Annotated in this window: 19 protein-coding genes, 6 pseudogenes and 2 other annotated features (1 of these 27 cut by a window edge); of the genes and pseudogenes, 16 read left to right on the forward strand and 9 right to left on the reverse strand. The window is 63.0% G+C overall.

Going from position 1 to position 19,281, the window contains the following annotated elements; genetic code table 11:
* Nucleotides 1–619 carry the 5' portion of a bifunctional DNA-formamidopyrimidine glycosylase/DNA-(apurinic or apyrimidinic site) lyase gene (gene mutM, locus DD542_RS23085; protein ID WP_127807203.1) on the reverse strand. It extends 224 nt beyond the left edge of the window, so 619 of the gene's 843 nt are visible here — the first part of the coding sequence; the start codon lies at nt 617–619; its stop codon lies beyond the left edge, outside the window.
* 44 nt (nt 620–663) lie between these two features.
* Here mutM and DD542_RS23090 point away from each other — a divergent pair, with 44 nt between their 5' ends.
* Both DD542_RS23090 and DD542_RS24090 read left to right on the forward strand, forming a co-directional pair.
* A complete protein-coding gene (locus tag DD542_RS23090) occupies nt 664–1,746 on the forward strand; it encodes an IS110 family transposase (RefSeq protein ID WP_127807204.1) in 1,083 nt (360 codons plus the stop codon).
* Nucleotides 1,747–2,027: 281 nt separating this feature from the next.
* The gene (locus tag DD542_RS24090; protein ID WP_241559632.1) at nt 2,028–3,635 is read left to right on the forward strand and encodes a hypothetical protein; all 1,608 of its coding nucleotides are present in this window, start codon (nt 2,028–2,030) and stop codon (nt 3,633–3,635) included.
* A 412-nt stretch (nt 3,636–4,047) separates the two neighbouring features.
* Here DD542_RS24090 and DD542_RS24255 read toward each other — a convergent pair whose 3' ends face one another.
* The gene (locus DD542_RS24255; protein WP_347232080.1) at nt 4,048–4,473 is read right to left on the reverse strand and encodes an FtsX-like permease family protein; all 426 of its coding nucleotides are present in this window, start codon (nt 4,471–4,473) and stop codon (nt 4,048–4,050) included.
* A 72-nt stretch (nt 4,474–4,545) separates the two neighbouring features.
* Nucleotides 4,546–4,911: pseudogene (locus tag DD542_RS24260) on the reverse strand (ABC transporter permease); the annotation flags it as partial.
* Between the two features lie 357 nt (nt 4,912–5,268).
* Here DD542_RS24260 and DD542_RS23110 point away from each other — a divergent pair.
* The 5 genes and pseudogenes from DD542_RS23110 (at nt 5,269) to DD542_RS23125 (ending at nt 7,694) form a co-directional block, all read left to right on the forward strand.
* Nucleotides 5,269–5,685, forward strand: coding sequence for an IS5 family transposase (locus DD542_RS23110; RefSeq protein WP_050813861.1), 417 nt, complete (start codon nt 5,269–5,271; stop codon nt 5,683–5,685).
* Between the two features lie 6 nt (nt 5,686–5,691).
* Nucleotides 5,692–5,853, forward strand: a pseudogene (locus DD542_RS23775) (IS5/IS1182 family transposase); the annotation flags it as partial.
* A gap of 64 nt (nt 5,854–5,917) precedes the next feature.
* The gene (locus tag DD542_RS23115; protein ID WP_066263967.1) at nt 5,918–6,184 is read left to right on the forward strand and encodes a transposase; all 267 of its coding nucleotides are present in this window, start codon (nt 5,918–5,920) and stop codon (nt 6,182–6,184) included.
* A gap of 151 nt (nt 6,185–6,335) precedes the next feature.
* Entirely contained in the window at nt 6,336–7,100 is a 765-nt protein-coding gene (locus DD542_RS23120; protein WP_277750679.1) for an MFS transporter, read from the forward strand.
* 165 nt (nt 7,101–7,265) lie between these two features.
* Nucleotides 7,266–7,694, forward strand: coding sequence for a LacI family DNA-binding transcriptional regulator (locus DD542_RS23125; protein ID WP_127807206.1), 429 nt, complete (start codon nt 7,266–7,268; stop codon nt 7,692–7,694).
* Here the strand turns inward: DD542_RS23125 and DD542_RS23130 are convergent.
* Nucleotides 7,676–8,413: pseudogene (locus tag DD542_RS23130) on the reverse strand (dihydroxy-acid dehydratase); the annotation flags it as partial. The gene DD542_RS23125 and the pseudogene DD542_RS23130 overlap by 19 nt on opposite strands.
* The gene (locus DD542_RS23135) at nt 8,410–9,183 is read right to left on the reverse strand and encodes an NAD(P)-dependent oxidoreductase (RefSeq protein ID WP_241559633.1); all 774 of its coding nucleotides are present in this window, start codon (nt 9,181–9,183) and stop codon (nt 8,410–8,412) included. The pseudogene DD542_RS23130 and the gene DD542_RS23135, both read right to left, overlap by 4 nt.
* On the opposite strand from DD542_RS23135, the gene cbbX reads away from it, so the two are divergent.
* From cbbX to DD542_RS23170, 7 genes are all read left to right on the forward strand, one after another.
* Nucleotides 9,067–9,921, forward strand: a complete 855-nt coding sequence (cbbX, locus tag DD542_RS23140; RefSeq protein WP_206610840.1) for a CbbX protein — start codon at nt 9,067–9,069, stop codon at nt 9,919–9,921. The genes DD542_RS23135 and cbbX overlap by 117 nt on opposite strands.
* The gene (rpe, locus tag DD542_RS24095) at nt 9,918–10,490 is read left to right on the forward strand and encodes a ribulose-phosphate 3-epimerase (protein WP_241559634.1); all 573 of its coding nucleotides are present in this window, start codon (nt 9,918–9,920) and stop codon (nt 10,488–10,490) included. The genes cbbX and rpe overlap by 4 nt, the downstream gene beginning before the upstream one ends.
* Nucleotides 10,397–10,876, forward strand: coding sequence for a hypothetical protein (locus DD542_RS24100; RefSeq protein ID WP_347232081.1), 480 nt, complete (start codon nt 10,397–10,399; stop codon nt 10,874–10,876). The genes rpe and DD542_RS24100 overlap by 94 nt, the downstream gene beginning before the upstream one ends.
* A gap of 124 nt (nt 10,877–11,000) precedes the next feature.
* Nucleotides 11,001–11,708: a hypothetical protein gene (locus tag DD542_RS23155; RefSeq protein ID WP_241559635.1), complete on the forward strand. Its 708-nt coding sequence runs from the start codon at nt 11,001–11,003 to the stop codon at nt 11,706–11,708.
* A gap of 5 nt (nt 11,709–11,713) precedes the next feature.
* Nucleotides 11,714–11,875, forward strand: a complete 162-nt coding sequence (locus tag DD542_RS23160) for a YjhX family toxin (protein WP_241559834.1) — start codon at nt 11,714–11,716, stop codon at nt 11,873–11,875.
* A gap of 67 nt (nt 11,876–11,942) precedes the next feature.
* Nucleotides 11,943–12,248, forward strand: coding sequence for a BrnT family toxin (locus DD542_RS23165; RefSeq protein ID WP_127807208.1), 306 nt, complete (start codon nt 11,943–11,945; stop codon nt 12,246–12,248).
* Nucleotides 12,202–12,453 (forward strand): BrnA antitoxin family protein, encoded by a 252-nt coding sequence (locus DD542_RS23170; RefSeq protein WP_127807209.1) that lies wholly within the window; start codon nt 12,202–12,204, stop codon nt 12,451–12,453. The genes DD542_RS23165 and DD542_RS23170 overlap by 47 nt, the downstream gene beginning before the upstream one ends.
* 81 nt (nt 12,454–12,534) lie before the next feature.
* On the opposite strand, the gene DD542_RS23175 is transcribed toward DD542_RS23170, so the two are convergent.
* The 3 genes and pseudogenes from DD542_RS23175 to carB all read right to left on the reverse strand — a co-directional run.
* Complete coding sequence (locus tag DD542_RS23175) at nt 12,535–12,987, reverse strand: amidase (protein WP_347232082.1); 453 nt, start codon at nt 12,985–12,987, stop codon at nt 12,535–12,537.
* A gap of 4 nt (nt 12,988–12,991) precedes the next feature.
* Nucleotides 12,992–13,848, reverse strand: a sequence feature (23S ribosomal RNA rRNA prediction is too short).
* Between the two features lie 9 nt (nt 13,849–13,857).
* Nucleotides 13,858–14,195: a sequence feature (23S ribosomal RNA rRNA prediction is too short), on the reverse strand.
* Between the two features lie 84 nt (nt 14,196–14,279).
* Nucleotides 14,280–15,554 (reverse strand): annotated as a pseudogene (locus tag DD542_RS23180) (NAD(P)(+) transhydrogenase (Re/Si-specific) subunit beta); the annotation flags it as partial.
* A 14-nt stretch (nt 15,555–15,568) separates the two neighbouring features.
* Nucleotides 15,569–16,846: pseudogene (gene carB, locus DD542_RS24105) on the reverse strand (carbamoyl-phosphate synthase large subunit); the annotation flags it as partial.
* Between the two features lie 3 nt (nt 16,847–16,849).
* Between carB and DD542_RS24110 the strand changes: the two are divergent.
* Nucleotides 16,850–17,611: pseudogene (locus DD542_RS24110) on the forward strand (AMP nucleosidase); the annotation flags it as partial.
* Nucleotides 17,612–17,669: 58 nt separating this feature from the next.
* On the opposite strand, the gene DD542_RS23195 reads toward DD542_RS24110, so the two are convergent.
* Entirely contained in the window at nt 17,670–18,155 is a 486-nt protein-coding gene (locus DD542_RS23195) for a hypothetical protein (protein WP_206610846.1), read from the reverse strand.
* Here DD542_RS23195 and tuf point away from each other — a divergent pair.
* Entirely contained in the window at nt 18,087–19,277 is a 1,191-nt protein-coding gene (gene tuf / locus DD542_RS23200; protein ID WP_127807211.1) for an elongation factor Tu, read from the forward strand. The two genes, DD542_RS23195 and tuf, sit on opposite strands and share 69 nt — an antisense overlap.
* Nucleotides 19,278–19,281: the final 4 nt, after the last annotated feature.

The following is a 19,281-nucleotide window of genomic DNA, read 5'->3' on the forward strand; positions in this document are numbered from 1 at the left end:
GCGATTGCAATTCCTTCTTCGGCCGGCCGGTCGCGGTTACCAGGCTGGCGGCCGCGCGCTTCGGCGACAGATGCGATCGCCACAGTGCCTCGCACACATAGATATTGCCGAGCCCGGCGATGACCTTCTGGTCGAGCAGGGCCGCCTTCAGCGGTTGCTGCTTGCCGGCAAACCGGCCGGCGAGATAAGCGGCATCGAGGGTATTGCCGAGAGGCTCCGGTCCTAGCTCGCGAAAGGCGGGATAGGCATCGAGATCGTTGCGCAGCGCCAGATCCATGAAGCCGAAGCGGCGCGGGTCGTTATAGATGACGCGCGCGACGCCCCTGCCCTGCGCCTGCTCCAGATGAAAGATGACGTGATCGTGCTTTTCGTCCTTTGAACGGGCATGGTGGAAATCGCCCGGCTGGCCGGACCTTTCTCCTTCCTCGATGCGGAAAGATCCGGACATGCCGAGATGGGCGACCACCGTCGTTCCGTCGTCGAGATCGATCAGCAGGTACTTGGCGCGCCGCGCGAGACCGATGATCTGCCGGCCGGTCAGCCGTGCGACGAAATCGCGCGGCAGTGATGGGATGGACTCCCCCGTTTGTTTGCGCGAGAAACGCGCACTGGTCTTCATTGGCGTGGGGATCAGGTCTTCACCACAAACGAAAGGAGTCCGAGATGCATGCTACTACCGTGGCCGTCGACTTGGCCAAATCCGTTTTCCAGATCGCTGTTGCCGATGATCAATGGCGCATCGTTGAAACCCAGCGCCTGACGCGCACCCAGTTCGAGCGCTGGTTTGCCAACCGATCTGTATCCCTGGTCATCATGGAAGCCTGCGGCTCGGCCCACCATTGGGCACGCTGGCTCAATGGGCTGGGCATTGCCGTTCGCCTGCTGCCCGCCCAGTACGTGCGAGCCTACGTGCGGCGCAACAAGACCGACGCCACCGACGCGGCCGCCTTGCTCGAAGCCGCCCGTGCTTCGGACATCCGCCCGGTGCGCGTGAAGTCGGTCGAGCAGCAAGCCTTGCAGGGCCTGCACCGCATCCGCTCGCTCTGGATGGGCACGCGCACCTCGCGCATCAACGCCCTGCGCGGCTTCTGCCGCGAGTTCGGCATCACCATCCCGCAGGGTGCCCGCACCGGCGTGGAGACCATCGGCCGCGTGCTGGCCGACCCACGCTCGGCCGTGCCCGATCTGATCCGCCACACCGCCGGCATGCTGCTCGAAGAGATCCGCCTGCTTGAAGCGCGCATCGCCCAGGTCGAGCGCGAACTGGCCAGCGTGGCCCGCCAGAGCCCGGCCTGCACGCTGCTGCTCTCAGTCCCCGGCATCGGGCTGCTCACCGCCACCGCCCTGGTGGCGGCCACCTCGGGCGATGTGACGCACTTCCAGGACGCACGGCACTTCTCCAGTTGGTTCGGCCTGACGCCGCGTGAATACAGCTCGGGGTCCAGCCGCTACCTAGGGCGCATCTCCAAGAAGGGCGACCGCTACCTGCGCATGCTGCTCACGCACGGCGCGCGCAGCGTGTTGAGAGCGGCCAAGGTGGCCGAGGGCGCTGGCAAAGAGATCTGCGGCATCCGCCGCTGGGCGCTGGATGTGCTGGGCAGAAGCAACCACAACAAAGCCACCTGCGCCCTGGCCAACAAGCTCGCGCGCATCTGCTACGCCACGCTGCGCGACCACGCCCCGTTTGACGAGACGGCCAGGCTGACCAAAAAGCAAAACCGGCAGAGCTTTCTCATGCCGGCCTGATCTCATCTCACCAGATCTCTTCACCCACCCCATCTCACCTTGCGACGGGTTTGATCGACCATCATGGCCAACCGGGTTCCTCCCACACCGCACTACGCCGATAACTCTTCCGGCAGCTTGCCTGCCGCTTGCAGCGTGTGGCGACGCGGTGACGCAGATTCCATGTCGGCACGGGACATTGACGATCCCACTCCAGATGCCGGATATACGACTGCAGGTGCTTTACCCCACGGTCCCCAATCGGTCAGGCTCTTGCTGTTGAGGGGGAGTCCATATATGAATTGTTAGGCGTCTGCACGGCCTTCAACGCCGACTTCGACGGCGACCAGATGGCCGTTCACGTGCCGCTGTCGCTCGAAGCCCAGCTCGAAGCCCGCGTGCTGATGATGTCGACCAACAACATCCTGCATCCGGCAAACGGCGCGCCGATCATCGTTCCTTCGCAGGACATGGTTCTCGGTCTGTACTATCTGTCGATCATGAACCAGAACGAGCCGGGCGAGGGCATGGCCTTCTCCGACATGGGCGAACTGCAGCACGCGCTGGAGAACAAGGTCGTCACCCTGCACTCGAAGATCAAGGGTCGCTTCAAGACCGTGGATGCCGAAGGCAACCCGGTTTCGCAGATCCATGACACGACGCCGGGCCGTCTGATCATCGGCGAGCTCCTGCCGAAGAACGCCAACGTGCCGTTCGACATCTGCAACCAGGAAATGACCAAGAAGAACATCTCTAAGATGATCGACACGGTCTACCGCCATTGCGGCCAGAAGGACACGGTCATCTTCTGCGACCGCATCATGCAGCTCGGCTTCACCCATGCCTGCAAGGCCGGTATTTCGTTCGGCAAGGACGACATGGTCATCCCGGCAACCAAGGCGAAGATCGTCGGCGACACCGAGTCCTTGGTCAAGGAATACGAACAGCAGTACAATGACGGTCTGATCACCCAGGGTGAGAAGTACAACAAGGTCGTCGACGCCTGGGGCAAGGCAACCGAGAAGGTCGCCGAGGACATGATGGCCCGCATTAAGGCCGTCGAGTTCGATCCGGAAACGGGCCGCCAGAAGCCGATGAACGCCATCTACATGATGTCGCACTCGGGTGCTCGTGGTTCTCCGAACCAGATGCGTCAGCTGGGCGGCATGCGCGGCCTCATGGCCAAGCCGTCGGGCGAAATCATCGAGACGCCGATCATCTCGAACTTCAAGGAAGGCCTGACCGTTAACGAGTACTTCAACTCGACTCACGGTGCCCGTAAGGGCCTCGCAGACACCGCTCTGAAGACCGCGAACTCCGGTTACCTGACCCGCCGTCTCGTCGACGTCGCGCAGGATTGCATCGTCAACCTCGTGGATTGCGGCACCGACAAGGGCCTCACCATGACGGCGATCGTCGATGCCGGCCAGGTCGTGGCGTCGATCGGCGCCCGCGTTCTCGGCCGTACCGCCCTCGACAACATCGATCACCCCGTCACCGGCGAGCGTATCGTCGATGCCGGCAAGATGATCCTCGAGCCGGACGTCATCGAGATCGAGAAGGCTGGTATCCAGTCGATCCGCATCCGCTCCGCTCTGACCTGCGAAGTTCAGACCGGCGTGTGCTCGATCTGCTACGGTCGAGATCTGGCCCGCGGTACCCCGGTCAACATGGGCGAGGCCGTCGGCGTCATCGCCGCACAGTCGATCGGCGAGCCGGGCACCCAGCTCACCATGCGTACCTTCCACCTGGGCGGTACCGCGACCGTGGTCGATCGGCGGCGAGAAATGCGTCGAAGTCACCGGCGGTCGCCGCGGCGGTCATCGCCTGGGCACAGTCGAGCAGGTCGGCGCGCATTTCGGGATCGGCGTTTTCTGCCGCAAGCCTTGCCAGCAGCGGTTCGAGCTTGAGGCGGACGGCCATGATGGACTGGTGGTCGTCTGGCTGGATTTCCGCGATCTGCAGCCCGACGCGGGGGCGCACGACCACGAGCCCCTGCCATTCGAGCTTCTGGATCGCCTCGCGGACTGGCGTCCGTCCGAAGCCGGATAGTTGGATCAGCTGCCGCTCGTTGACCAGCGCGCCGGGTTCCAGCTTCAGGGTCACGATCAGCCGTTCCAGGGCGAGGTAGGCGAGATGGCTCTGGGAGCCGACGGGCTTGGTCATCTAAGCCTCCAGTGATATATCACACTGTGCCATGTCGCATTCGGAATGGCAAGGCGTTCTAATATATCAGAGTGGTGGCGGAGGCACGCAAAGCTTCAGATCGGAACTTCGCAGGGTGACCCCCGCCGGCCGCCGGCCATCGGCGGTGGGCGGGCGCTATTCGTGTCTCAGCGCTTCAATCGGATTGAGCTGGGCGGCTCGGCGTGCCGGAAAATAGCCGAAGACCATCCCGATTGCCGCGGAGAAGGCGAAGGCGAGCACAATAACGGAGGGGCTGCTGACGAATGGGACGTTCATGTAGGAGACCGCACTATAGGCGAGACCAAGGCCGAGCAGGATCCCGATGATGCCACCGGCCAGCGACAGGGTCACCGCCTCGACGAGAAACTGCATCAGCACCTGCTTTTCCAGCGCGCCGATTGCCAGCCGGATACCGATCTCGCGGGTTCGCTCGGTCACCGAGACCAGCATGATGTTCATGATGCCGATGCCGCCCACCAGGAGGCTGACGGCGGCGACCGCGCCGAGCAGGCCGGTCATCAGCGTCGTCGTGCCGGTCAGCGTCGAGGCCATCTGGGTCATGTCGTTGACGGAAAAGTCGTCGTCACGCCCGGCAATGATCTTGCGGCGTTCGCGCAGCAAGCGCTCGACATTGGCCTGGATTTTCGACGTCGAAACGCCGTCCTCGGCCGAAAGGACCATGCTCGACACTTCGCTCGAGCCGCCGATGCGCCGTTGGAACACTTTGAGCGGCATGACGACGATGTCGTCCTGGTCGGTGCCCATGCCGCTCTGGCCTTTCTTGACCAGCGTGCCGATCACTTCGCAGGAGAAGCCGCCGACGCGGATATTCTGTTCGAGCGCCGGCGTCGAGCCGAACAGTTCCTTGCGCACGGTCTCGCCTATGGCGCAGACCGCCTGGCCGCCGCGCTCTTCGGAAACCAGGAAGGTGCGGCCGCTCGCAAGCGTCCAGTCCTGGGCGATGAAGTAGTCGCCGGTCGTGCCCGTCACCGTGGTCTGGTGGTTCTCCTGCGTGGTTCGCCGATGGCTTCAGATCGTACTGGCCGACGCCAGCGTCGGCGGGGGATTTTTCAACGGCCTGCTAGTACATTGACAGGTAAGTAACGGAACATAAATACAATCTCGTCATCATTACTTGATTTACTTGATTTACTTGATTTACTTGATTTACTTGATTTACTTGATTTAGTCGTCCCTGAATAACCCCCAGAACCCGCATGAACACTGGGTTTGTGGGGTGATTGCAGATATCCAGAACTCCCAGTTTGAATTCCAATAGGGGCAGTTTTCTGGGAGTTCTGCAGTGATGTTTGCCTGCCCCGCCACCGACGATTTTTCCGTTCGCGCATCGACCACATGATCGACCTGCGCCTCCCGCTGGCCGTGCTGGCCTCGCGCATGCCCTGGCAGGAGATCGAAGCGTGGGTGGCCCAGGTCTTCTCTCACAAAGGCCGCGCCGGTGTGGCCATGCCCGATCTGGACCTCTTCGGTGAACAGGTACAGCGCGCTGCTGTTTCCAGCAACGCAGCGCGCCCTCGCGTGCCGCTGCGCATCATGATTGCGCTGCTTTACCTCAAACACGCCTTCAACGACTCCGACGAGGGCGTGGTGGCCCGCTGGGCCGATACGCCGCGCTGGCAGTTCTTCTCGGGCTGTGCTTATTACGAAGACCGCCAGCCCCGCGACGGCACCACCCTGGTCAAGTTCCGTCAGTTGTTGGGCGAGGAAGGTGTGGAAGAACTGCTGGCGCAGACCATCAACGTGGCCGTCTAACTCAAACTGATCAAACCGCAGGAGCCCTCCCGCGTGATCGTGGACAGCACGGTGCAGCACAAGGCGATTGCCCATCCCACCGACAGCCGTTTGCTGGAGACCGCCCGGTTGAATTTGGTCCAGGCGGCCAAGGAGACGGGCATTGATCTGAAGCAGACCTTTGCCAAGGTGAAGTCCCCTTGAAAACCTGAACCAGGCGCAAGTAGAGAATTCCCAGCAACGGAGTCTCTACATGAAGAAATCCAGATTCAGCGAAGCGCAGATAGTCGGCATCCTCAAGGAGGTCGAGATGGGTGCCAAGGTCGGCGAGACGTGCAGGAAGCACGGCATCAGCGAGCCGACGTACTACAAGTGGAAGAGCCAGTTCTCGGGCATGACGGTCTCGCACCTGTCGCAGCTTCGCCAGCTGCAGGACGAGAACGCCAAGCTCAAGCGCATGTACGCCGACCTGGCGCTGATGCACCACGCGCTCAAGGACGTTGTTGACCGAAAGCTCTGACCCCGGAGCGTCGCGAGATGGTCGTTCAAGCCCTCATGGCTGAGCACGGTATGAGCGAGCGACGTGCCTGCCAGGCCAGCGGCATTGCCCGCTCCACACTGCGCTACCGACCCATTGCGCGCGACGACTCCGGGGTCATCACGTCGTCGACCTGCGCGCCTTTGGCAATCGCAACTTCGCCTTCGGCTCGCTGTTTTCCTTCGTCATGGGGGTCGGGCTCTACGGGCTCACCTATCTCTATCCGGTCTATCTCGGCCGCATCCGCGGCTATGATTCGATGATGATCGGAGAGACCATGTTCGTTTCGGGCGCGGCGATGTTCCTCACCGCGCCGGTGGCGGGGGCGCTTTCGAGCAAGCTCGACCCGCGGGTGATGATGATGATCGGTTTCGCCGGCTTCGCTGCCGGCACCTACACGATGACCTACATGACCGCCGACTGGGACTTTTACGAGCTGCTGCTGCCGCAGATCCTCCGCGGCTGCTCGCTGATGCTGTGCATGGTGCCGATCAACAACATCGCGCTCGGCACCCTGCCGCCGGACCGCATGAAGAACGCCTCGGGCCTGTTCAACCTGACGCGCAATCTCGGCGGTGCCGTCGGGCTCGCGGTGATCAACACCATGCTGACGCAACGCTCTGACGAACACTATGCCCGCCTTGCCGAACAGGCCGACTGGGGCAATCGCGCCGCGCTCGACTGGCTGGCGAGCGTCGGCGCCAACTACGACACCTACGGTCTCGACGGCACGGCGGTGGCGATCAGGAAACTCTCGGGTGTCATTACACAGCAGTCCTGGATGCTGTCCTTCATCGACGTGTTCATGGGGCTGACCGTGCTGTTCTTCGGGCTGGTCTTCCTCGCGCTTCTGATCAAGCGGCCGAGTGCGGCTCCGCCACCCGGAGCCGGACACTAAGCCCCGGCTCGGCGTTCAATCCCATTTTACCGATCCACCGCGGCGCGTAGGACCGTTTCCCCACTGGGGAGACGGTCCTTCTCTTTTAACATGTTTTGATGTACGTACCTCAAAAATTGATTTACGTACCTCAGGACGTGCGCTAAGACTTCGGTCGGAGGAGCCATGAAGCCGACAGTCCACGATATTGCCGCAGCCGCAGGCGTCAGCCTCGCCACCGTCGACCGGGTGCTCAACCGCCGGGCCGGTGTGAGCGCGCGCACCCGCGACAAGGTGCAGGGCGCCGTGGCCGCGCTCGGTTTCGTGCGCGACGTGGCGGCGGCCAATCTCGCCAAGGGCCGCGTCTATCCGTTGACCTTCATCCTGCCGGCCAACGACAATTCCTTCATGCGCGAGCTGGAAGCGGCGGTACGCGATGCCGCGGCACGTTCGCCTTCGGAGCGCACCGACATCCGCATCCTCAGGGTGCCGCCCTTCGATGCGGCGGCGCTAGTCGAGGTGCTCGACGCGCTCGTGGCCGATCGGCCGGCCGGCGTGGCGCTGGTCGCGGTCGATGCGCCGGAGGTGGCCGGTGCCCGGCGGCCGGTGCGATAGGCCATCTGGCCGCGTTCGCGATAGGCGGCCGGAATGGCGGCGCAGCCGGTCAGCGACATGCCGAGCGCCTCGGCCATGGCGTTCATCGTCGAGGCCGTGCCCATGGTGTTGCAGTGGCCGACCGAGGGCGCCGAATCGAGCGCCGCCTCGAGGAATTCCTCGCGGGTGATCTCGCCGGCGGCGAACTTGCGGCGCGAACGCCAGATCACGGTGCCGGAGCCGACGAGGTCGCCGTCATGCCAGCCGTCGAGCATCGGCCCGCCGGAGAAGACGATGGCCGGCAGGTCGACGGTCGAGGCGGCCATCAGGGCCGACGGGGTGGTCTTGTCGCAGCCGGTGGTGAGGATGACGCCATCGAGCGGGTAGCCGTAGAGGATTTCGACGAGGCCGAGATAGGCGAGGTTGCGGTCGAGCGCCGCGGTCGGGCGCTTGCAGTTTTCGAACAGCGGATGGGTCGGGAATTCGATCGGGATGCCGCCGGCGTCGCGAATGCCGTCGCGCAGGCGCTTGGCGAGGTCGAGATGGTGGCGATTGCAGGGGTTGAGGTCGCTGCCGGATTGGGCAATGCCGATGATCGGCTTGCCCGAGCGCAACTCTTCCGGCGTCGTGCCGTAGTTCATGAAACGCTCGAGATAGAGCGCGGTCAGGTCGAGGTGGTCGGGATTGTCGAACCAGTCCTGCGAGCGCAGGCGGCGGGGCTTGTTCTTGTCGTCGCTCATAATTTTTCCTCACCCATGCGCTGATTGATCTTTTCGAGATGCAGCAGAAGACCACTATGATCGGTATCGCCGCCGCCGTCTGCGACGAAATCGCGGAACTCGTCGCGTATCATGGCGGTCAGTGGCAGGTCGAGACTGAACAGGTCCGCCATTGCGGCGACCGCGTCGAGATCCTTCAGTTGCAGCCGCGAAGGGCCGCCCGGAGCGAAGCTGCGGTTCACCATGCGGCCACCATGCAGATCGAGGATGCGGCTTTCGGCAAAGCCGCCGCGGATCGCCTCGCGGAATTTCTCGCGGCTGGCGCCACCGGCCTCGACCAGGATCATCGCTTCGGCGACGGCACCAATGGTGATCGCGACGATCTGCTGGTTGGCGAGCTTGCAGATCTGCCCGGCGCCGGAGGGGCCGACATGGGTGACGCGGCCAAGCGCTGCAAAGACTTTGGCGAGGCTTTCGACGATTGCGGCATCGCCGCCCGCCATGATGGCGAGCGTACCCGCCTCGGCGCCCACCACCCCGCCGGATACCGGCGCATCGATGTGGTGCACCTGCTGCTGCCGAAGCGCTTCTGCATGCTCGCGGGCGATCGGCGGGGCGATCGATGAACTTCGGTCGACCTCGCCGAGGAATACCGGACCTCGGGCGTCGCCGAGATCCTCGAAGAACTCGACCGCGACCTTGTAGGCCTGAAACCCGTGAAGCGGCGGATCCGCGAGACGGCGGCGTTGCTGCTGGTCGAGCGCGCCCGCGGCGCCATGGGACTTTCCCATGAACCGCCGTCTTTGCACATGAGCTTCACCGGCAATCCCGGCACCGGCAAGACGACGGTGGCGCTGCGCATGGCGAACCTGCTCCATCGCCTCGGTTATATCCGCAAGGGGCACCTCGTCTCGGTGACGCGCGACGACCTGGTCGGCCAGTATATCGGTCACACCGCGCCGAAGACCAAGGAAATCCTCAAGAAGGCCATGGGTGGCGTGCTGTTCATCGACGAGGCCTACTACCTCTACCGCCCGGACAACGAACGCGACTATGGCCAGGAGGCGATCGAAATCCTGCTGCAGGTGATGGAGAACAACCGCGACGACCTGGTGGTGATCCTCGCCGGCTATTCCGACCGCATGGATCGCTTCTTCGAAAGCAATCCGGGCTTCCGCTCGCGTATCGCTCATCACATCGACTTCCCCGACTATGCAAACGAGGAACTGCTGTCGATCGCCGAGACCATGCTGGAGAGGCAGGGATACCACCTCGACGCCGAGGCGACGGCCGTGATGACCGACTATATCGCCCGCCGGCGCAGCCAGCCGCATTTCGCCAATGCGCGGTCCATCCGCAACGCGCTCGACCGGGCGCGGCTGCGACAGGCCAACCGCCTGTTCGAGGAGGCCAAGGGACCGGTCAATGCCGAGCAGTTGTCCACGATCATCGGTCGTGACATTGCCGCCAGCCGTGTCTTTGCCATGAAACCGCCCACACCCTCCGAGCCTCGTCAGGAGACAGCATGAGCCAGAAAACCATCATCGCGCCCTCGGTCCTGTCCGCCGACTTCTCGCGCCTTGGCGAGGAAGTCGAAGCCGTCTGCCGGGCCGGGGCCGACTGGATTCATCTCGACGTGATGGACGGCCATTTCGTGCCCAACATCACCTTCGGCCCGCCGGTGATCAAGGCGATCCGCAATCGCACCGACAAGGTGTTCGATTGCCACCTGATGATCGAGCCCGTCGATGCCTTTCTCTCAGCCTTCGCCGATGCCGGCTGCGACATCGTCACCGTCCATGCCGAAGCCACCACCCATCTGGATCGCTCGCTGCAGGCGATCCGCGATCTCGGCTGCAAAGCCGGTGTCTCGCTCAACCCCTCGACGCCGGAAACCGTCATCGAATACGTCCTCGACCGCCTCGATCTCGTCCTGCTGATGACCGTCAATCCCGGCTTCGGCGGTCGACGGATATCGAGATCCGCGACGAGGACGGCGCCACGCTGCCGATCGGCGAAGTCGGCGAAATCTGCATTCGCGGACCGCAGGTCATGGCCGGTTACTGGCAGCGCCCCGAGGAGACCGCCAAGGTCATGACCGACGACGGGTTCTTCCGCTCGGGTGACATGGGCAAGATGAACGAGGGCGGCTACGTCAAGATCGTCGACCGCAAGAAGGACATGATCCTGGTTTCGGGCTTCAACGTCTATCCGAACGAGATCGAGGAAGTGGCGGCGATGCATCCCGGTGTGCTCGAATGCGCGGCGATCGGGGTACCCGACGCCCATTCCGGCGAAGCGGTGAAGATCTTCGTCGTCAAGAAGGACCCGGCCCTCACCGAGGCCGACCTCAAGGCGCATTGCGCGGCCAACCTGACCAACTACAAGCGCCCGCGCTTCATCGAGTTCCGCAGCGAACTGCCGAAGTCGAATGTCGGCAAGATCCTGCGGCGCGAACTGCGCGACAGCGAGCCGGCCAAGTAAAACGGCGCTTCAGCTAGCCACGACAGACGCCCGGAATTGCCAAGTGCAGTCCGGGCGTTTTCATGCGCTTGATCGCCAGCGCCGCCCAGAATAGGGTCGCCTTCATCTCCGCCAAATCAGGGACATGAAGATGCAGGCAATCATCGACAAGCTCACGAGCACCGCCGCGGCCACCCGGGCCGAGGATCTGCGCGCCGCCTTTGCCGCTGATGCCGGGCGCTTCACCCGCTACAGCGCCGCGCTCGACGACCTGCTGATGGACTATTCCAAATGCGCGGTGAACGACGAGATCATGGCCCTGCTCGAAGAGCTATGCGCCGGCGTTGCTGAAAAGCGCGAGGCCATGTTTGCCGGTGAACCGATCAATTTTACCGAGGGACGTGCCGTCCTGCACACCGCCTTGCGCAACAGGTCGAACGCGCCGGTCATGGTGGACGGCCGCGACGTCATGCCCGAGGTGAATGCCGTGCTTGCCGCCATGGGCCGTTTCGCCGAAGGGATCCGCTCCGGCTCACTCACGGGCTCGACCGGCAAGGCGATCACCGATGTCGTCAATATCGGCATCGGCGGTTCCGACTTGGGCCCGGTGATGGCGACGCTGGCGCTCGCCCCCTTTCATGACGGCCCGCGCCTGCACTTCGTCTCCAATGTCGACGGTGCCCATATCAGCGACACGCTGAAGATCCTCTCCGCCGAGACGACGCTGTTCATCATCGCCTCGAAGACGTTTACGACGATCGAAACCATGACCAATGCGCAGACGGCGCGGCGGTTCGTCGCCGAAAAGCTCGGAGAGGCATCGAACTCACCCGTGACGAAAACCGCAGAATAGAAAAGATCCAGCTCTTCACCCGCGAAGGCTGGGTGTTCAGCGGCCTCGACGTCATCGCCTTCCGCAAGCTGAAGCAGAAGAGGGCGATCAAGTCTTCCGGCGGCCACCCCTACCGCATCACCGAACGCGGCCTGGTTCTGGTCAGGTCACAGCCGGACAACAGGTGAGGAGAACACTGGCAACGACGGGATTTCCTGCCGTTGCCAGGCATTACATTTGTAGTTACATTACGTCATGAGTTTCGAATGGGACGAGACGAAGAACAGGATCAATCGTCAGAAGCACGGCATCTCTTTTGAGGAAGCCTGCCTGATCTTCGACGGCTCGGTCTTCAGCGCGAAGGACGAGCGTCTCGACTATGGCGAGGAGCGGATCATCAGCATCGGCGCCATCGCGTCGCTGGTCATCGTCGTCGTCGTTCACACCGATAGAAGCGGCTCGATCCGTATCATTTCGGCTCGGCTTGCGAACAGAAAGGAAAGGATGCGCTATCATGCCCATCTCGCAGACAAGACTGAAGGAACTGGCGTCTCGATCTGACAAGCAGATCGACTACAGCGATATTCCGGAATTGGACGAAGCCTTCTTCGAAAAGGCGAAACTCGTGAGGCCGGCGGCGGACAAGCGGCAGATCACCATCCGGATCGATGCCGACGTGCTGGACTGGTTTCGCGGCCAAGGCAAGGGCTACCAGACGCATATGAACGCGGTGCTGAAGGCCTACATGCATTCGCAAAAGCCCTAGATTCCGCCGCCCTCCCGCGATGTACCCGATCGAAAAACGGCGCCTCTCGGCGCCGCAGTTGTTTGAAGCAGAGGTGAAGCCCTACCACCACTTCGAAGGCGTGAACTTGCCGGCGGCCTGTTCGATGACGTGGGCGGTCTTGAACAGGGTGCTTTCCTCGAACGGACGGCCGATCAGTTGCAGGCCGAGCGGCAGGCCTTTGGCGTCGAGGCCGGCGGGGACGGACAGGCCCGGCAGGCCGGCCATGTTGACCGTGACGGTGAAGATGTCCTGCATGTACATCGCGACCGGATCGGCGGCGAGTGCCTCGTCGCCGATGGCGAAGGCCGAGGACGGGGTGGCCGGCGTCAGGATGGCGTCGACGTCGTTGAAGGCCAGCTCGAAATCGCGCTTGATCAGCGTGCGGACCTTCTGCGCCTTCAGGTAATAGGCATCGTAATAGCCGGCCGAGAGCACGTAGGTGCCGATCATGATGCGGCGCTTGACCTCGGTGCCGAAGCCGGCCGCGCGGGTCTTTTCGTACATGTCGGCAATGTCATCGAGCTATTAGTACCGGTAAGCTTCACACATTGCTGCGCTTCCACACCCGGCCTATCAACGTGGTCGTCTTCCACGGCTCTGATAGGGAATACTCGTTTTCAGGTTGGTTTCCCGCTTAGATGCCTTCAGCGGTTATCCATTCCATATATAGCTACCCTGCTATGCCGTTGGCACGACAACAGGTCCACCAGAGATATGTCCATCCCGGTCCTCTCGTACTAGGGACAGATCCTGTCAATATTCCTACACCCACGGCAGATAGGGACCGAACTGTCTCACGACGTTCTGAACCCAGCTCACGTACCGCTTTAATTGGCGAACAGCCAAACCCTTGGGACCTGCTCCAGCCCCAGGATGCGATGAGCCGACATCGAGGTGCCAAACAACCCCGTCGATATGGACTCTTGGGGGTCATCAGCCTGTTATCCCCGGCGTACCTTTTATCCGTTGAGCGATGGCCCTTCCACGCGGGACCACCGGATCACTATGACCGACTTTCGTCTCTGCTCGACTTGTCAGTCTCGCAGTCAGGCGGGCTTATGCCATTGCACTCGACGACCGATTTCCGACCGGTCTGAGCCCACCATCGCGCGCCTCCGTTACTCTTTCGGAGGCGACCGCCCCAGTCAAACTACCCACCATACACTGTCCCGGATCCGGATGACGGACCGCGGTTAGACATCCATGACGATAAGGGTGGTATTTCAAGGATGGCTCCACGAGAACTGGCGTCCCCGCTTCAAAGCCTACCACCTATCCTACACATGCCGACACGAATGCCAGTGTAAAGCTATAGTAAAGGTGCACGGGGTCTTTCCGTCTGACCGCAGGAACCCCGCATCTTCACGGGGAATTCAATTTCACTGAGTCTATGCTGGAGACAGCGGGGAAGTCGTTACGCCATTCGTGCAGGTCGGAACTTACCCGACAAGGAATTTCGCTACCTTAGGACCGTTATAGTTACGGCCGCCGTTTACTGGGGCTTCGATTCAAAGCTTGCACCTCTCCTCTTAACCTTCCAGCACCGGGCAGGCGTCAGACCCTATACGTCGTCTTGCGACTTCGCAGAGCCCTGTGTTTTTGATAAACAGTCGCTACCCCCTGGTCTGTGCCACCCCACCTTACTTGCGTAAAATGGGGTCACGCTTCTTCCGAAGTTACGCGTGCAATTTGCCGAGTTCCTTCAGCATAGTTCTCTCAAGCGCCTTGGTATACTCTACCTGACCACCTGTGTCGGTTTCGGGTACGGTCTATAGGGTGGAGCTATTTCCTGGAACCGCTCCACCTTACTTGATCATCGGCAGCAATTCGCTCACCGACTTCTTCGCGTCGCCGTAGAACATCCGCGTGTTCTCCTTGTAGAACAGCGGGTTCTCGATGCCGGAATAGCCGGTGCCCTGGCCGCGCTTGGAGACGAAGACCTGCTTGGCCTTCCACACTTCGAGAACCGGCATGCCGGCGATCGGCGAGTTCGGGTCTTCCTGCGCCGCCGGATTGACGATGTCGTTCGAGCCGATGACGATGGCCACGTCGGTCGAGGGGAAGTCCTCGTTGATCTCGTCCATTTCCAGAACGATGTCATAAGGAACCTTGGCCTCGGCCAAAAGCACGTTCATGTGGCCCGGAAGACGCCCGGCCACCGGATGGATGGCGAAGCGCACGCTCTTGCCGGACGCCCGCAGCTTGCGGGTGAGTTCGGAGACCGCCTGCTGGGCCTGTGCCACCGCCATCCCATAGCCCGGCACGATGATGACGCTGTCGGCTTCGTTGAGCGCCGCAGCCACGCTCTCGGCGTCGATCGCCACCTGCTCGCCCTCGATCTCCATCGCCGGACCCGTCGTGCCGCCGAAGCCGCCGAGGATGACCGAGATGAAGGAGCGGTTCATCGCCTTGCACATGATGTAGGAGAGGATCGCACCCGAGGAGCCGACGAGCGCACCGGTGACGATCAAGAGGTCGTTGCCGAGCGTGAAGCCGATCGCGGCTGCCGCCCAGCCGGAATAGCTGTTCAGCATCGACACCACCACCGGCATGTCGGCGCCGCCGATGCCCATGATCAGGTGATAGCCGATGAAGAAGGCGAGAAGCGTCATCAGGATCAGCGTCCAGATGCCGGCGCCGTTGAAATACATCACCAGCAGCACGAGCGAGGCGATCGCCGCGCCGGCATTGAGCATGTGCCCGCCCGGCAGCTTCTTCGCCTTGCCGTCGACCTTGCCGGCCAGCTTGCCGAAGGCGACGACCGAGCCGGTAAACGTGACCGCGCCGATGAACACGCCGAGGAAGACCTCGACCTTGAGGATCGCCACCAGGGCCCCGGTGGGATCGGCGAGCTTGTGCGCCAGAACGGCGGCAAAGCCGGTCAGCGCATGGCGCGCCGCCTCGTCCATCCCGGCAACCCGACCGAGTTCGATTTCGGCATTATAGCCGATGAACACGGCGGCCAGGCCGACGAAGGAGTGCAGTGCGGCGACAAGCTGCGGCATTTCCGTCATCTGCACGCGGGCAGCGACGTAATAGCCCATGACCGAGCCGCCGGCGATCATCACCAGGATGATGAACCAGTTGCCGACGCGTCCTTCAGGGCAAACGCGGCATGGCAGCAGCAATAGTCGAACTCGATGCCCTGGCCGATGCGGTTCGGACCGCCGCCGAGGATCACGACTTTCTTCCGGTCGGAGACTTGAGCCTCCGAGCGAAGCTCGCCGACGAAGGGCGTTTCATAAGTCGAATACATGTAGGCGGTCGGCGAGGCGAATTCGGCGGCGCAGGTATCGATGCGCTTGAAGACCGGACGTACGTTCAGCGCGTTGCGGATCTCGGCCACTTCCTTCGGGCGCTTGCCGGTGAGGCTGGCAAGCCGGGCGTCGGAGAAGCCCATGGCTTTCAGCATGCGCAGGTTCTCGGCGTCTTCCGGCAGGCCGTGCTCGCGGATACGGGCCTCCATGTCGACGATCGCCTTGAACTGGGCGATGAACCACGGGTCGATCTTGCAGCCCTCGTGAACCTCTTCCGGCGACATGCCGAGGCGAAGCGCCTGGGCGACCATGCGCAGGCGATCGGGCGTCGGCGTGCCGATCGCGGCGCGGATGGCGTTCTTGTCGTCGCTCTCGCCAAGGCCGGGGATCTCGATCTCGTCGAGGCCGGTCAGGCCGGTTTCGAGGCCACGCAGCGCCTTTTGCAGGCTCTCGGCAAAGGTGCGGCCGATGGCCATGACCTCACCGACCGACTTCATCGCGGTCGTCAGCGTCGGCTCGGCGCCTGGGAACTTCTCAAAGGCAAAACGCGGGATCTTGGTGACGACATAGTCGATCGATGGTTCGAACGAGGCCGGGGTGGCGCCGCCGGTGATGTCGTTTTCCAGTTCGTCCAGCGTGTAGCCGACGGCAAGCTTGGCGGCGACCCGGGCGATGGGGAAGCCGGTGGCCTTCGATGCGAGTGCCGACGAGCGCGACACGCGCGGGTTCATCTCGATGACGACGAGACGGCCGTCCTTCGGGTTGACGGCGAACTGGACGTTCGAGCCGCCGGTTTCCACCCCGATCTCGCGCAGCACCGCGATCGAGGCGTTGCGCATCATCTGGTATTCCTTGTCGGTCAAGGTCAGCGCCGGCGCAACCGTGATCGAGTCGCCGGTGTGGACGCCCATGGGATCGATGTTTTCGATCGAGCAGATGATGATGCAGTTGTCCGCCTTGTCGCGGACGACTTCCATTTCATATTCCTTCCAGCCGAGCACCGATTCCTCGATCAGCACCTCGGTGGTCGGCGAGGCGTCGAGGCCCGAGCCGATGATCTCGAAGAATTCCGAGCGGTTGTATGCAATGCCGCCGCCGGTGCCGCCCATGGTGAATTCGTCGAGCCCGGCAATCTCGTGACGCTGCCCGGCGACAGCGAGCCGAGCGAAGGCGTGGCGATCGGGCGGCTGCCTCAGATGCCGGCCTACCACCTCAAGGGCAAGGGCCATGCGGGCATTACCATGATCAATATCGGCGTGGGTCCGTCCAACGCCAAGACCATCACCGACCATGTGGCGGTGCTGCGTCCCCATGCCTGGCTGATGCTCGGCCACTGCGCGGGCCTGCGCAATTCGCAGCGTCTTGGCGACTACGTTCTGGCGCATGCCTATGTGCGCGAGGACCATGTGCTCGACGACGATCTGCCGGTCTGGGTGCCGATCCCGGCACTGGCCGAGGTGCAGCTGGCGCTGGAAGACGCCGTCGAGGAGATCACCGGCTATGAGGGCTTCGAACTGAAGCGCATCATGCGCACCGGCACCGTCGCCACCATCGACAACCGCAACTGGGAACTGCGCGACCAGCGCGGCCCGGTCAAGCGCCTGTCGCAGTCGCGGGCGATTGCGCTCGATATGGAATCGGCGACCATCGCCGCCAACGGCTTCCGCTTCCGCGTGCCCTACGGCACGCTGCTTTGCGTGTCCGACAAGCCGCTGCACGGCGAACTGAAGCTGCCGGGCATGGCGACCGCCTTCTACAAGACGCAGGTCAGCCAGCATCTGCAGATCGGCATCCGGGCGCTGCAGAAGCTCGGCGCCATGCCGAAGGAGAAGCTGCATTCGCGCAAGCTCAGAAGCTTCTTCGAGACGGCCTTCCAGTAAGGCTCCCCCCGATCCGCTAATCAGATCCGCGGACTGTTTGACAATCAGGGCGGGCCGCTCAGCGGCCGGCCCGGAGGCGTCTCAGCTCGTTGAGCGCCAGCGACAGCACGGTGCCGGTCAGCGCCGAGAGAATGATCATCAGATGCATGTTGATGCTGGCGCGGGCCAGCGTGTCCATTGCCGCCTTGGCGGTCGGCGCACCGAGCGCAACGGCGCCGGCGACGATGCCGGCCGAATAGGTGCCGACGCCGGCCGGGGCATGGAAGGGCAGCACCGAGGACAGTTCGCCGCCGAGCGCCCCGCCGAAGGTGGCGGCAAGCGGCGCAACCCCCATCAGGCCGAGCGCCCAGGCGAAGACCAGCACCTTGACGCCCCAGTTGATCACCGTCGCCAGCCAGGCGCGCAGCAGGGCGGCAAGGTCGGCCGGCAGGCCGTCGACGATGCCGTCGAGAATGCGGGCCAGCTTGCCCTTGAGATGGCCAAGGAAAAGTTCGAACGTAACAAGCCGCATTGCAACATCGGCACGATTGGTCACGTTGACCATGGCAAGACGACGCTGACGGCGGCGATCACGATGACGCTGGCCAAGAAGGGCGGCGCCAAGGCGATGAACTACGCCGACATCGACGCCGCTCCGGAAGAGAAGGCGCGCGGTATCACGATCAACACGGCGCACGTGGAATACGAGACGGAGAACCGTCACTACGCGCACGTCGACTGCCCGGGTCACGCCGACTACGTGAAGAACATGATCACCGGCGCAGCCCAGATGGACGGCGCGATCCTGGTGGTGTCGGCCGCTGACGGCCCGATGCCGCAGACCCGCGAGCACATCCTGCTGGCGCGTCAGGTCGGCGTTCCGGCCCTGGTGGTGTTCCTGAACAAGGTCGACATGGTCGACGACGCCGAGCTGCTCGAGCTGGTCGAGATGGAAGTGCGCGAGCTGCTTTCGTCGTACCAGTTCCCGGGCGACGACATTCCGATCACGGCCGGTTCGGCCCTGGCGGCGGTCGAAGGCCGTGACGCCAACATCGGTGAAGAAGCCGTCCTGAAGCTGATGCAGACGGTCGACGACTACATCCCGCAGCCGGAGCGTCCGGTTGACCAGGCGTTCCTGATGCCGGTGGAAGACGTCTTCTCGATCTCGGGCCGCGGCACCGTGGTGACCGGCCGTATCGAAAAGGGCGTGGTCAAGGTCGGCGAGGAAATCGAGATCGTCGGCATCCGTCCGGTCCAGAAGACGACCTGCACGGGCGTGGAAATGTTCCGCAAGCTGCTCGACCAGGGCGAGGCGGGCGACAACGTCGGCGTTCTGCTGCGCGGCACCAAGCGTGAAGACGTCGAGCGTGGCCAGGTGCTGTGCAAGCCGGGTTCGATCACCCCGCACACCAAGTTCATGGCCGAGGCCTACATCCTGACCAAGGAAGAGGGTGGCCGTCACACGCCGTTCTTCACCAACTACCGCCCGCAGTTCTACTTCCGCACGACGGACGTGACCGGCATCATCAAGCTCAAGGAAGGCGTTGAGATGATCATGCCCGGCGACAACGCCGAGCTGGAAGTCGAGCTGATCACCCCGATCGCCATGGACCAGGGCCTGCGCTTCGCCATCCGCGAAGGCGGCCGCACCGTCGGCGCCGGCGTCGTCGCCAAGATCATCGAGTAGTCCC

It is taken from the genome of Hydrogenophaga sp. NH-16 (assembly GCF_004006415.1).
Taxonomy (GTDB): domain Bacteria; phylum Pseudomonadota; class Gammaproteobacteria; order Burkholderiales; family Burkholderiaceae_C; genus Hydrogenophaga; species Hydrogenophaga pseudoflava.

Coding starts and splice junctions, on each gene's coding strand:
- DD542_RS23135 (WP_241559633.1), bottom strand. CDS start 9,183: ATGGGAAAGTCCCATGGCGCCGCGGGCGCGCTCGACCAGCAGCAACGC.
- DD542_RS23155 (WP_241559635.1), top strand. CDS start 11,001: ATGAAGATGCAGGCAATCATCGACAAGCTCACGAGCACCGCCGCGGCC.
- DD542_RS23125 (WP_127807206.1), top strand. CDS start 7,266: ATGAAGCCGACAGTCCACGATATTGCCGCAGCCGCAGGCGTCAGCCTC.
- DD542_RS23090 (WP_127807204.1), top strand. CDS start 664: ATGCATGCTACTACCGTGGCCGTCGACTTGGCCAAATCCGTTTTCCAG.
- DD542_RS23115 (WP_066263967.1), top strand. CDS start 5,918: ATGAAGAAATCCAGATTCAGCGAAGCGCAGATAGTCGGCATCCTCAAG.
- rpe (WP_241559634.1), top strand. CDS start 9,918: ATGAGCCAGAAAACCATCATCGCGCCCTCGGTCCTGTCCGCCGACTTC.
- DD542_RS23165 (WP_127807208.1), top strand. CDS start 11,943: ATGAGTTTCGAATGGGACGAGACGAAGAACAGGATCAATCGTCAGAAG.
- DD542_RS23195 (WP_206610846.1), bottom strand. CDS start 18,155: ATGGTCAACGTGACCAATCGTGCCGATGTTGCAATGCGGCTTGTTACG.
- tuf (WP_127807211.1), top strand. CDS start 18,087: ATGGCCAAGGAAAAGTTCGAACGTAACAAGCCGCATTGCAACATCGGC.
- DD542_RS23110 (WP_050813861.1), top strand. CDS start 5,269: ATGATCGACCTGCGCCTCCCGCTGGCCGTGCTGGCCTCGCGCATGCCC.
- DD542_RS24255 (WP_347232080.1), bottom strand. CDS start 4,473: ATGACCCAGATGGCCTCGACGCTGACCGGCACGACGACGCTGATGACC.
- DD542_RS23170 (WP_127807209.1), top strand. CDS start 12,202: ATGCCCATCTCGCAGACAAGACTGAAGGAACTGGCGTCTCGATCTGAC.